Annotated in this window: 9 protein-coding genes; 3 read left to right on the plus strand and 6 right to left on the minus strand. The window is 65.8% G+C overall.

Annotated elements, in window-relative coordinates; translation table 11 throughout:
• Window positions 1-331: 331 nt before the first annotated feature.
• Window positions 332-1,462 (plus strand): HlyD family secretion protein, encoded by a 1,131-nt coding sequence (locus tag WMK75_RS04710; protein WP_347266502.1) that lies wholly within the window; start codon window positions 332-334, stop codon window positions 1,460-1,462.
• Window positions 1,452-2,513 (plus strand): DUF2955 domain-containing protein, encoded by a 1,062-nt coding sequence (locus tag WMK75_RS04715; RefSeq protein ID WP_347266503.1) that lies wholly within the window; start codon window positions 1,452-1,454, stop codon window positions 2,511-2,513. Before WMK75_RS04710 ends, WMK75_RS04715 begins: the two co-directional genes overlap by 11 nt.
• Window positions 2,514-3,256: 743 nt before the next feature.
• On the opposite strand, the gene WMK75_RS04720 is transcribed toward WMK75_RS04715, so the two are convergent.
• The 6 genes from WMK75_RS04720 to xdhA all read right to left on the minus strand — a co-directional run bounded on the left by WMK75_RS04720 (window position 3,257) and on the right by xdhA (window position 11,390).
• On the minus strand, window positions 3,257-4,957 hold the full coding sequence (locus WMK75_RS04720; protein ID WP_347266586.1) for a Calx-beta domain-containing protein: 1,701 nt from the start codon (window positions 4,955-4,957) through the stop codon (window positions 3,257-3,259).
• Window positions 4,908-5,438 (minus strand): Calx-beta domain-containing protein, encoded by a 531-nt coding sequence (locus tag WMK75_RS04725; protein ID WP_347266504.1) that lies wholly within the window; start codon window positions 5,436-5,438, stop codon window positions 4,908-4,910. The genes WMK75_RS04720 and WMK75_RS04725 overlap by 50 nt, the downstream gene beginning before the upstream one ends.
• A 210-nt stretch (window positions 5,439-5,648) precedes the next feature.
• A complete protein-coding gene (gene guaD / locus WMK75_RS04730; RefSeq protein ID WP_347266505.1) occupies window positions 5,649-6,926 on the minus strand; it encodes a guanine deaminase in 1,278 nt (425 codons plus the stop codon).
• Window positions 6,914-7,657, minus strand: coding sequence for a xanthine dehydrogenase accessory protein XdhC (gene xdhC, locus WMK75_RS04735; protein WP_347266506.1), 744 nt, complete (start codon window positions 7,655-7,657; stop codon window positions 6,914-6,916). Before xdhC ends, guaD begins: the two co-directional genes overlap by 13 nt.
• Window positions 7,654-9,948, minus strand: coding sequence for a xanthine dehydrogenase molybdopterin binding subunit (gene xdhB, locus WMK75_RS04740; RefSeq protein WP_347266507.1), 2,295 nt, complete (start codon window positions 9,946-9,948; stop codon window positions 7,654-7,656). The genes xdhC and xdhB overlap by 4 nt, the downstream gene beginning before the upstream one ends.
• On the minus strand, window positions 9,945-11,390 hold the full coding sequence (xdhA, locus tag WMK75_RS04745; RefSeq protein WP_347266508.1) for a xanthine dehydrogenase small subunit: 1,446 nt from the start codon (window positions 11,388-11,390) through the stop codon (window positions 9,945-9,947). The genes xdhB and xdhA overlap by 4 nt, the downstream gene beginning before the upstream one ends.
• Window positions 11,391-11,509: 119 nt before the next feature.
• Here xdhA and WMK75_RS04750 point away from each other — a divergent pair, with 119 nt between their 5' ends.
• A complete protein-coding gene (locus tag WMK75_RS04750) occupies window positions 11,510-12,406 on the plus strand; it encodes a LysR family transcriptional regulator (protein WP_347266509.1) in 897 nt (298 codons plus the stop codon).
• Window positions 12,407-12,412 lie beyond the last annotated feature (6 nt).

Genomic DNA, 12,412 nt, shown 5'->3' on the forward strand with positions numbered 1-12,412 from the left:
CTCACGCCTCGCCGATCTCGTCGAAGGCGCAAGCATCGTGCAAAGCACGCCAGCATCAACTTGTGGGTAACTGCAAGCCGTTCAATCATGTCGAGGGCATCTGCGAGCTTGCGATTGCGGTGGGTCTCATGGACCTCGAATGTCAGGCTCTGGCGGGTGGTGCCCCCAGCGCCATCAAAACCCGTCTGTATGGTCCTTGCCCTCGATGGATTCAGCAAGCTATCCTCATGCTGGCCAAGTCCTGTCCTCGTTTGTCGCCAAGGGAGGAGGGATATGGCATTGCGAATTTCAGACGACGCCCGGATGGACGCCGCCATTTCAGCGGGAAAGCATGTCGAACCCACATAAAACCGAAGCGACAGCCGAAGCGGGCAACGGATCCGCACCGAAGGCTGCATCCGGCAACCCCTTGCGCCGGATCGCGCTGATCGTGGTCGTGCTGACCGCCAGTCTCTATGTCGTGTCGCTGGTGATGGAGCGGTTCACGCCGACATCATCGCAGGCGGTCGTGCAGGCTTTCGTCGTGCCGATGGCGGCAGAGGTATCGGGCCGCGTCGCCGAGGTCAGCGTCGTCGACAATGCGGCGGTAAAGGCTGGCCAGGTCCTGTTCCGCATCGATCCGCGCCCCTATGAGATCGCCGTGACAGAGGCCGAGTCCCGGCTGGAGCGCATCGGCCAGACCATCGGCGCCAATACCGCGAAGGTGGATGCCGCCCAGGCGCGTCTGGTCGAGGCGCGCGCCAGGGCCGTGAATGTGAGCGAACAGGCCAATCGCAGCTTTCAACTGGTCGAGCGCGGCATCTATGCACAGTCGAAACATGACGAGGCAAAGGCCGCGCTCGCGTCAGCGGAAGCATCCGTGGCCGGGGCCGAGGCCGAGCTCGCCAAGGCTCAGCAGGAGCTCGGGTCCTCTGGTGCGGACAACCCGCAGATCAAGGAGGCGCTGGCCGCCCTGGAGCGGGCCCGGCTGGATCTGATCCGCACCACCGTCACCGCGCCCGCCGACGGCGCCATCACCAACCTGCAGCTGGCCGCCGGTCAATTCGTCGGCGTGGGCCAGCGGGCGCTGACCTTCGTCGATTCCGGGACGATATGGATTGCCGCGGCCTTCAAGGAAAACAGCCTCGAGCACATCAGCTCGGGCGATCCCGTGGAGGTCGTCCTCGACACGCTTCCCGGGCGCATCTTCAAGGCCAGGGTGGAAAGTGTCGGCTGGGGCGCCACCTCATCAAGCCTCAGCGCAGTCGATGCCAACGGCTTGCCGGTCATCCGCAACCGGACCACCTGGGTGCGCGATCCGCAACTTTTCCCGGTGCGCCTGGTGTTCGAGGGGGACTGGCCGCGCGGCAGCCGTCTGGGTTCGCAGGCGGCTGTCGTCATCTACACGGGTGACCGCCCGGTGATGAATGCGATCGCCTCGGCCTGGGTGCGGTTTCTGTCCGTCCTGACCTATGCCACATGACGCGAACCTTTCCGGCGGGGCGCTGGAACGGCTTGCGACCCGCCGCCACGGCCTGAGGATCGCAAGCGCCAGCGCGGTCGGGTTCACGCTCGCGCTGTGGATCAACGACCCGATTCCCTTTCTTCTGCCCGTCTTTGCCTGCCAGCTGCTAACGGCCGGCCGGCGCCCGCTGTCGCTTGTGCAGGGGCTTGTCACCATCGCCCTGGTGCTGGTGGTGGCGCAGGTGCTTGTCGCGACCGTTTCCGTCCTGACCGGCCATCCGTTCGTGCTGGCTGCCCTGCTCTGGCTGCTCTATAGCGCCTGCCTTGGCCTGCAGGCCGAGGGCAAGGGCGGGGCGGCGGCCTTCATCGTCATCGTCATTGCCATCATCGTGCCCCTTCTCGGGATCGAGCAGGTCGATCTTGGCAAGCCGGTCGTGGCGATGTTTGCATGGGCGGCCATCGGCGGCAATCTGCTGGCCTGGGGGGTGCATGCGGTCTGGCCCGACCCGGCGGGCGCCACGCCCCCGTCTCCGGTGACGGCGGCGCTGCCGCCTCCGCGACGACAGGCGCTGATCAGCGGCGCGATCCTGCTGGCCAGCGTCGTTCTCTGCCTGCTCGATTCCCGGCTTTCCTTCGCGCTGCTCATTCCGATGACCGTCGCGACCCTGCTTGGCCAGGCCGATGCCGCAACGACGCGGAGGGCGGCCCTGGGCCTTGTCATCGTCAATCTCTTCGGAGGGATCGTCGCCTCGTTCGCATTCGTCTTCATTTCGTCATGGCCGAACCTGCCGGCCCTGTTTCTTGTCGTGCTGCTTGTCGCGCTCATGTTCGGCGGACAGATCGCGACCGACCCAAAGCTGGGCAAGATCGGCGCCGGGGCGCTGACCACGTTTCTGGTCCTGCTGGGACTCAGCATATCGCCCCTGCCCGGTAGTCCGTCCGAGCTTTTCTCGACGCGCATCGCCTATGTGCTGTTCGCGATCATCTTCACAGTTTGCCTCACGGCGTTGTTCTGGCCGCATGCGCATGGGCGCCGGGCCGGAGACAACCCGGACCTGCCGGCAATGTGACTGACCCCTGACGCGACAGCAGGTTGCCCCGATTTCTGGCCATCGAGCCTGCCCAGCTGGCCCGGGCGTTTCCGCAGGACCCATGACCCGGCCCGGCAGGATGCTGCGGATCGGGGATGGGGGCGGGTCCGGTCTGCAGAGCGTCCAGATGCATTCGAGCGCGCCATGCCTTGCCCAGGCGCGTCCTCCCCGACCAAGCCATTGGCACGCCATTGGTTCGAGAGACAGTGGCGCGGGGCAAGGAGTTCGACCGAGCCACTGTTCAGCCTGCGCCTCCGCGCCCCTTTGCGGGAACCACGACTTTGACCTTCTCTGTGCCGGGTTCGGCATCGAGCATCGCCTTGCGCCGCCGACGCGCCGCAGACCAACGGCCCGGTCGAACGCTTCGATGGATGCATCGAGGATATCCAGAAGCGCCACTTCTTCCTCACTCCGCGATCCGGAATCTGACCGGTGCGTATCCGCCCTCTACAGCAGGAAATCCTGCGCACTCAGACGGGAGACATCTTCCAGCAGGACCTCGAAATCAGCGCGACGGTCGCCATTCACGTCCGCACGCACCAGCACATTCTCGCCCTGCTGCACATACCAGACGGAATAGGCCGCGGATGCCGTGCCGCTGAAGCGGAAATCCTGATTTCCGGCGCCATTCGTCCGTGCATCGATGCCATGCAGGTCGATGTCATCGATGCGCGTGGCAAAATCGGCAATGCGGTCACGCGTGGAACCGGGGCGGCTATCACTTATGGAGGTGAAGACGAAGTCATCCGCCCCAGTCCCGCCATGAAGAAGATCGCTGTTGCCCCACCCGCAAGCCTGTCGGTGCCGACGCCCCCGGACAGGCTGTCGTTCCCGACCCCGCCGGATAGCACGTCATTCCCGGTCAGGCCACGCAAGTTGTTGTTTGCCCCGTTGCCGATCATCCGATTGCCCAGCGCATTGCCCGTGCCGGTCAGATTGCCCGTGCCGGTCAGAGTCAAGGCTTCGACATTGGCAGCCAGCACATGCGAGACATTGGCCCGCACCGTGTCAATCCCCTGACCGGCCAGTTCCCGCACAGTGTCGCCCGCGCCGATCACATAGATGTCGTTGCCCTTGCCGCCCGCCATCTGGTTGCGGCCGGCGTTGCCCTGAAGCACATTCGCCAGATCATTGCCGGTGGCGGTGAAATTCCCCGTCCCGAGCAGGATCAGATTCTCGACATGGGTGGTCAGCCGGTGATTCTGCCCGGCCAGGACCAGATCGATCCCGCCGCCCGCCACCTCGAGGATGCTGTCCTGCGCATCGACCCCATAGGTGTCGTTGCCCTTCCCGCCCGCAAGACGGTCGGCGCCGGTCCCGCCCACCAGCGTATCCTGCCCGGCGCCGCCGACCAGAATGTCATTCGCACCGCCGCCGCTGATGCGGTCGTTGCCGCCAAAGCCCTCGAAACGCTCGGCTGCGTCGCTGCCCTTCAGGATGTCATGTCCGGCGGTACCACGGATGGTGCCGTCATGGATGGTGGCGGTGCCCGTCACCGCCGCCGTACGCGACGAGATCACCGCCGGGAAGGGCGGGGCCACGCGCAGATAGAACTGCTCGGTCGCTTCCAGGGTCAGGTTGTCGTTGACGCGAACCATGATTTCCGTGCGCGTCTGGCCGGCGGCAAAGGTGACCTGGCCAGTCGCCGCGACATAATCGCTGCCGGCAAGGGCAGTGCCGTCAGCGGTCTGATAATTCAGCGTGACCGCCTCGGTCAGGGCGCTTGAGATTTCGACGGTAAAGACGGCCATCCGCCCGCCCGGGCCTTCGCGCAATTCGGCATGCGAGACCGCGACGCTGCGGTTGAGCGCCGGTGCGTTGTCATCGTCCAGCACCCAGCCGATACTGGTCAGGCTAGTGTTGCCGCCGCCGAAACCGGCACCGGAGGGATTGCGCAGCTCCAGAAAGAAGCTCTCGTCGATCTCGTCGCCGGTGTCAGGTTTGACCCGGATGGTAACGGTTTGCACCGTTTCTCCGGGCGCGAAGGTGACAGAGCCCGACTGCGGGTAGTTGTGGAGGTTGTAGAGGTCGAGGCCGCTGTTGGCGGTGCCGCCGCGGGTGGCGAAATCGACGGTGACCGCATCGGCGGAGGCTTCGGACAGGCGCAGGGTAAAGATCGCAAAGTCGTCCTCGAAAGCGGCCCCGCCCTCGATCGAGATGATCGGCGCGGCCGCATCCGAATCGAGGATCGCCGCCGTCCCGACCGCGCCGGTGACGCCATGGCCGCCGTTCACGACCAGGCGGAAGTTCTCGCCCGGCTCGGACAGGTTGTCATTGCCCAGATCGATCGTCACCAGTGCTTCGGTCTGACCGGCCAGGAAGGTGACGGTGCCGCTGCGGGCGGTGTAATCGCTTCCCGCGCGCGCCGACCCGTCAAGCGTCTGATAGGGGGAGCTGCGGTCGGTGTCGAAGGCTTCCGACAGGCTGACGGTGAGGGTCGCGGTTGCGGCGCCCTCTCACCACCGGGTTCGAAACGGCCAGCGCCCGATCGTCACTGGGCGGGTCATCGTCAAGCGCCCAGCCCACCGCCGACAGCGCCGCATTGCCGCCGTCGAAGCTGGCACCAACCGGGTTGCGCAGCTCCAGGAAAAAGCTCTCGTCGGTTTCAGGCGCATAGTCAGGTTTGATCCGGATGGTGACGGTTTTCACTGTCTCGCCGGGCTCGAAAATGACGGTTCCGAACTGCGGGTAAGTGCTGTTGTACAGGTCGAAGCCACGGTCGGCGGTGCGGCCAAAGATGGCGAAATCAACCGATACCGCATCCAGAGAGGACTCGGACAGGCGCAGGGTGAACGAGGCAAATCCGTTCTCGGCTGCACGGCCGCCTTCGATGCTGATGACAGGCTTGGGATTCCTCCGAACCAGAACAATGCAGCTGGGCTGCGGGAATGGTAACCATTCCATGGTCCCAGATGCCCAGGTTTGGGACAAGAAAACCCGCCGGAAGCCTTCCTGTCCTTTTGGTCAGGCAATGCCGTCGGAGGAGCTGCACCGCCAACCGGATCGTCCTCTGCGGCCGCTGATGTAAACACTTGATCTTCTTCCCGTGCCGCTCTTGGGAAGGAGGAACCGCCCATTGGGCGCTCATTTGCCTTTTTGGTACTGACGGCAAGATCACCCCAGCATGGCCTGCCCCGCGACATAGGTTTGCGCCACGGCGCGGTCGTCGCCCAGGATCTGCAGGATGAACAGCTCCTCGGCCAGCGTCTCGGCGCGGTCCATGCGCAGGTCCATTGCGGGCGTGGCGCGGCTGTTCAGGACCACCAGATCGGCATCCGTTCCCACGTCCAGCGTGCCGATCTGATCCGACATGCCAAGCGCCAGCGCATTGCCGCGCGTGGCCCAGTGGAAGGCGGCGAGAGGGTGCAGCTTCTGGCCGCGCAGTTGCAGGATCTTGTAGCCCTCATTCAGGGTCTGCAGCATGGAATAGCTGGTGCCGCCGCCGACATCGGTGGCGATGCCGCTGACCACGCCCGCGGCCCGCAGGCCCGCCTCATCGAACAGGCCCGAGCCGAGGAACAGGTTCGAGGTCGGGCAAAAGACCGCGCGGCTGCCGGTCTCGGCCATCTTCGCGATCTCGCGCTCGCGCAGATGGATGCAATGGCCCAGCAGCATCTTGTCTGAAAGAAGCCCGCAGGTCTCGTAGATATCCAGATAATCCCGAGCCTTGGGATAAAGACTTAGAGTGAATTCGATCTCGGCGAGGTTCTCCGAAAGATGCGTCTGGACATGGCAATCGGGATGTTCGCGCACCAGTTGACCGGCCATCTCCATCTGCTCGGGCGTCGAGGTGATGGCAAAGCGCGGGCTGATCGCATAGCGCTGGCGACCGCGGCCGTGCCATTTTTCGATCAGCGCCTCGCTGTCGTCATAGCCCTGTTGCGGCGTGTCCAGCACGCCCTCGGGGGCGTTGCGGTCCATCATCACCTTGCCGGCGATCATCGCCATGTTGCGCCGTTCGGCCGCCGAAAAGAGCGCCTCGGCCGAGGCCGGATGCACCGAGCAATAGGCCGCCGCCGTGGTGGTGCCGTGCGACACCAGCAGGTCGAGGAACCTCTCGGCCATGGCCGGCGCGTGGCCCTGCTGCGCGTAGCGCGATTCCTCGGGGAAGGTGTAGCTGTTCAGCCAGTCCAGAAGCTGCGCGCCCCAGCTGGCGATCACCTGCACCTGCGGGAAATGAATATGGGTGTCGATGAAGCCCGGCAGGATCAGATGCGGGTGGTGATCGACCTCGGGCAGGCCGTCCGCGCGCAGGCTGGCGTAATCGCCGATCGCAGCGATCTTGCCGTCCTCGATCAGGATCGCGCCGTCCTCATGGTAGGTATAGGCGTTCTCAACCTCGGCCGGGTCGGCGTGAAAGGAAAGGGTGCGTCCCCGGATCAGCTTTCGCATGCATGTTTCCTGTGGCTGGGCGCGGATTGGGTGAGCCGACCGATGATCTCGGCGGCGGTGAAGGCGGCGATGATCTCGGGGCGCTTGTCCGAGGAGAAACCGGCCCCGATCGGGCAGGTCAGGCGGTCGGTGTCCAGCCCCTGGGCGCGGGCAAAGCGGCGGAACTGCGCAAGCTTGGTCTGGCTGCCGATCATGCCGATATAGGGCGCGTCCATGCGCCGCAGCGCCTCGGAGGCGAGCAGGAAGTCCAGCGCGTGGTCATGCGTCAGGATGATGAAGCTGGTGCCAAAGGGGGCGCTGCGGATCTCGGCCTCGGGCAGGGGGGTGAGGCGGGTCTCGCCGCTGGCTTGCGCCAATTCATTTGCGCGCTGGTCGATCAGGATCGGGCGCAGCGGCAAGAGCGCCAGCGCCCGGGCCAGCGCCCGGCCGACATGGCCGGCGCCAAAGATCAGCACCTGCGGATGGTCTGGTGCGGCCGGGACGGCCTGGACGCGGGTCAGCGTCAGCTCCACCCGGCCGCCGCAGCATTGGCCGATTTCCGGGCCGAGCGGCACATCCATCTGGGCGCTGTCCTCGCCGCGCGCCAGCATCTGCCGGGCGCGGTCGATGGCCATGTATTCCAGCTGCCCGCCCCCGATGGTGCCCTGCAGCTGGTCCGGGGCGACGAACATCGCCGCCCCGGCCTCGCGCGGGGAAGACCCCCGCACGCGGGAGATGGTGACCCGGATCATCTGAGCTTCTCGATCGCCATCAGCACGCGCTCGGGCGTGGCGGGCGCGTCGATACGCGGGTTTTCCCGGTAACCGTTGAACGAGGCCACCGCCATGTTCAGCGCCTGAAACACCGAGATGCCGAGGCAGAAGGGCGGCTCGCCCACGGCCTTGGACTTCTTGATCGAGTTCTCGCGGTTGACCGACCATTCCGCCAGATCGACGTTGAAGACCTTGGGCCGGTCCGAGGCCAGCGGGATCTTGTAGGTCGAGGGCGCATGCGTGCGCAGCTGGCCCTTGTCGTCCCACCACAGCTCCTCGCTGGTCAGCCAGCCCGCGCCCTGCACGAAGGCGCCCTCGACCTGGCCCTTGTCCAGCGCCGGGTTCAGGCTGCGGCCCACGTCATGCAGCACGTCGGCGCGTTCGATCACATACTCCCCGGTCAGCGTATCGATCGAGACCTCGGCGCAGGCGGCGCCATAGGCAAAGTAATAGAACGGCCGTCCCCGCCCGGTGGCGCGGTCCCAGTGGATCTTGGGCGTCTTGTAGAACCCCGCCGCTGAGAGCTGCACCCGCGCCATATAGGCGGAATGGATGAAGTCGTCGAAGCCCATCTCGGCGTCGCCGATGCGCACCACCTCGCCGATGGTGACCTGATCGGCGGGCACGCCATGGGTTTCGGCGGCAAAACCGGTCAGGCGCTCCAGCAGCTGCCGGCAGCCGTCCTGCGCCGCCATGCCGTTCAGGTCGGTGCCCGAGGAAGCCGCCGTGGCCGAGGTATTCGGCACTTTCTCGGTGGTGGTCTTGGTGATCTTGATGCGGTCGATCGAGATCCCCAGCGCCTCGGCCACCACCTGCGCCACCTTGGTGTTCAGCCCCTGGCCCATCTCGGTGCCGCCGTGGTTCAGGTGAACCGAGCCGTCGGAGTAGATGTGGATCAGGGCGCCCGCCTGGTTGAACCAGGTCGCGGTAAAGCTGATGCCGAACTTGACCGGCACCATGGCGATGCCCTTGCGGATCACCCCGCCGCGGGCGTTCCAGTCCAGCACCGCCTGACGCCGGGCCTGATAGTCGCTGCTGACCTCGAGCTCGTCGAAGATGCGCGGCATGATCTGGTCCTCGACCTCCTGGTGATAGGGGGTCAGCTGGCCGTTTTCGTAAAGGTTCAGGCGCCGGATCTCCAGCGGGTCGCGGCCAAGCGCATAGGCGATGTCCTCGACGATGCGTTCGGCCATGACGATGCCCTGCGGGCCGCCAAAGCCGCGGAAGGCGGTGTTCGAACAGGTGTTGGTCTTGACCGGATGGCTGCGCAGCTCGACCGCCGGATAGTAATAGGCGTTGTCGGCATGAAACAGCGCCCGGTCCGTCACCGGCCCCGACAGGTCCGAGGAAAAGCCGCAGCGCGCATAGAAATCGGCGTCCACCGCCTGGATGCGGCCGCTGTCGTCATAGCCCACCTTGTAGTCGACGACGAAATCATGGCGCTTGCCGGTGATCTGGAAATCGTCGTCGCGGTCGGGGCGGATCTTGACCGGGCGGCCCAGCTTCTTGGCCGCCACCGCCGCGATGGTGGCGAACAGGTTCATCTGCGATTCCTTGCCGCCAAAGCCGCCGCCCATGCGCCGCACATTGACCACCACCGCGTTCGAGGGCACGCCCAGCGCATGCGAGACCATGTGCTGCACCTCGGTCGGGTGCTGGGTCGAGACATGGATCACCACCTCGTCATCTTCGCCGGGGATGGCGAAGGCGATCTGGCTTTCCAGATAAAAATGTTCCTGCCCGCCCATGGTGACGCGGCCTTCAAGCTGGCGCGGCGCGCGCGCCAGATCCGCCATGTCGCCGCGCGCCAGCTTCATCGGCTTGGTGACATAGCCCATGCCGGCCTGATGCGCGTCCATGACCTCCTTGTGAAAGGGCAGGGATTCGTAGTCGACGCGCGCCAGCTTGCAGGCGCGGCGCGCCTGGTCGCGGGTCTCGGCGATCACCACAAAGATCGGCTGGCCGTGGAACTGCACCTCGGGGAAGGCCAGCACCGGCTCGTCATCCAGGCCGTTGGGGCTGATGTCGTTATGCGCGATGTCCGCGGCGGTCAGCACCGCCTGCACGCCCGGGGCCGCGCGGACCGCATCCAGATCGAGGGTGGTGATGCGGCCGTGCGCCACCGTCGACAGGCCCAGATAGGCGTGCAGCGTGCCGATGGGTTCCAGCAGGTCGTCGGTATATTCGGCCCGGCCGGTGACGTGCTTGATCGCAGAATCGTGGATGATCGAGGTATGGGCCGCGCCCTTCACGATGACGTCCTGTTTCATTCGACTCTCCTCAGGCGATGTTCGACGCCCGACTGTTCCAGCCAGAAGCGGCGGAAGAAGTTGGCGGCAAGTTGCTGACGGTATTCCCTGGTCGCGCGCCAGTCGCTGAGCGGCTGGAAGTCGTTTGCCACGGCAAGCGCTGCGGCCTCGAAGGTCTCGGCGGTAAAGGGCTGGCCCTGCAGCGCCGCCTCGGCATTGGCGGCGCGCTTGGGCACCGCGGCCATGCCGCCAAAGGCCACGCGGGCGCCGGTGATCGTGGTGCCGTCGGTTTCCACCCGGAAGGCGGCGGCCGAGGCGGTGATGTCGGCGTGGTGGCGCTTGCTGACCTTGTAGGCGGCGATGCGCGCCTCGCCCTTCAGCGGCACGGTGATCGATTCCACGAATTCATCGGCGCGGCGATCCTGCTTGCCATAGGCGATGAAGTAATCCTCGACCGGCAGCTCGCGCGTGCCCTGGGTGCTGCGCAGCCGCAGGCTGGCGCCCAGCGCGATCAGCAGCGGCGGGGTTTCCCCGATGGGCGAGCCGTTCGCCACATTGCCGCCGATGGTGCCGGCGTTCCTGACCTGCCAGCCGCCGATGCGCAGCCAGTAATCCAGCGCCTCGGGGAAATGGCGCTGGATGAAGGGCTCGAATTCGGAATAGGTCACGCCGGCGCCGATGGTGATATGCCCGGGGGTGATCTCGATTTTTTTCAGCTCCTGCAGATGGCCGATGAAAACCGCGGGCGAGATGTCGCGCAGGAATTTCGTCACCCAGAGCCCGACATCGGTGGCGCCGGCGACGATGGTGGCCCTAGGGTTCTCGGCCAGCACCTGCGCCAGATCGGCGGCATCCGCCGGCAGGATGGCGCGGTCATCCCCGCGCGCGACATCGACGCGCCCGGCCGGAATGGCCTTCAGCGTCGCGGTGATGCGCTCGCGTTCGACCGACAGCGCGTCCATGTTCTGCCCGCCTGCCTCACTGGCGGCGAAGGCGGCCTTCACGATCGGCTCATAGCCGGTGCAGCGGCACAGGTTGCCTTGCAGCGCGGTCTCGATCGCCAGCATGTCTGGGCGCGGGTTCTGCATCCACAGCCCGTAAAGCGCCATGACAAAGCCCGGGGTGCAAAAGCCGCACTGGCTGCCGTGATGTTCGACCATGGCGGCCTGCACCGGATGCAGCCCGCCGCCCGCGCCCTGCAGATGCTCGATGGTCACCACATGGCAGCCATGGCACGAGGCCAGGAAGCGGATGCAGGCGTTGATCGGCTCATAATGCAGGCGGCCGTGATGCAGCCGCCCGACCAGCACCGTGCAGGCGCCGCAATCGCCCTCGGCGCAGCCTTCCTTGGTGCCCAGCAGGCGGCGGTTCAGCCGCAGGAAATCCAGCAGCGTGTCGCGCGACCCGGCCTCGGTCAGCCGGATCTCTGTGTCATTGAGTAGAAAGCGCAATTCTTGGCCCATGTGCTCCTCGCTCAGCCTGGCTGGGTGTGACAAAAAGCCTAATTGTGAATGAGCCTTTGCGAAATCACCGAATGAGCATAAGACTTTCAGCGATTCCTTGAAAGAGGCGGGGTGGGTCCGTGCCATATCTTGAAAGTCTGCGAGTATTCGTGCGCGTGGTCGAGCTGGGTTCGATCACCGCCGGCGGGCGCGATCTGCGCATGTCCCCGGCCGTGGCCTCGAACCGGATCAAGGACCTCGAGACGCGCTATGGCGTGCGGCTCTTGAACCGCACCACGCGCAAGCTGGTGCCGACCGAGGTGGGCCGCGCCTTCTATGACAATGCCCGCCGCGTGATCGAGACCCTGGACGAGGCCGAGGCGGTGGTCTCGGGGTTTTCCGGCATGCCGCATGGCGCCCTGCGGGTGACGGCGCCGCTGGGCTTGGGAAGGCGGCTGATCGCGCCGCTTGTGCCGCGGTTTTGCGACGAATATCCGGGGATCGAACTGCGGCTGCGGTTGTCGGATCGCAATGTGGACATCATTGCCGACGGCATCGACCTGGCGTTCTTTCTGGGCGAGCCGCAGGATTCGGCGCTGAAATGGCGGCGCATCGCGGAATGCCGGCGGGCGCTGGTGGCGACGCCGGCCTATCTTGAGCGCCACGGCCGGCCCGAACGTCCCGAAGACCTGACGGCGCATAACTGCCTCTTGCTGCGCTATCCGCGCAGCCCGGAATATTACTGGATGCTGCAGACGCCGGAAGGGCCGCAGAAGCTGCTGGTGGCCGGCAAGTTCGATGCCGACGACGGCGACGTTCTGACCGACTGGGCGCTGGAGGGCAGGGGCATCGTCAACCGTCCGCATTACGAGGTGGACGCGCATCTGAAGTCGGGCCGCCTGGTCGAGGTGCTGCCGGCCTGCCCGCCGCTGCCCTCGCAATTCGGGGTGCTGACGCCGCATCGGCGGCTGCAGGATCCCAAGGTGCGGCTGTTCGCGGATTTCGTCGCCCGCGAGACGAAAGGCCTGTTTCAATAGCCGCCC

The organism is Paracoccus sp. (in: a-proteobacteria) (assembly GCF_039808215.1).
GTDB lineage: Bacteria > Pseudomonadota > Alphaproteobacteria > Rhodobacterales > Rhodobacteraceae > Paracoccus.

Excerpts from the sequence above, each read along its gene's own strand:
- WMK75_RS04725 (WP_347266504.1), bottom strand. The coding sequence starts at position 5,438 with ATGGAATGGTTACCATTCCCGCAGCCCAGCTGCATTGTTCTGGTTCGG.
- xdhC (WP_347266506.1), bottom strand. The coding sequence starts at position 7,657 with ATGATCCGGGTCACCATCTCCCGCGTGCGGGGGTCTTCCCCGCGCGAG.
- WMK75_RS04715 (WP_347266503.1), top strand. The coding sequence starts at position 1,452 with ATGCCACATGACGCGAACCTTTCCGGCGGGGCGCTGGAACGGCTTGCG.
- guaD (WP_347266505.1), bottom strand. The coding sequence starts at position 6,926 with ATGCGAAAGCTGATCCGGGGACGCACCCTTTCCTTTCACGCCGACCCG.
- xdhB (WP_347266507.1), bottom strand. The coding sequence starts at position 9,948 with ATGAAACAGGACGTCATCGTGAAGGGCGCGGCCCATACCTCGATCATC.
- xdhA (WP_347266508.1), bottom strand. The coding sequence starts at position 11,390 with ATGGGCCAAGAATTGCGCTTTCTACTCAATGACACAGAGATCCGGCTG.
- WMK75_RS04710 (WP_347266502.1), top strand. The coding sequence starts at position 332 with ATGTCGAACCCACATAAAACCGAAGCGACAGCCGAAGCGGGCAACGGA.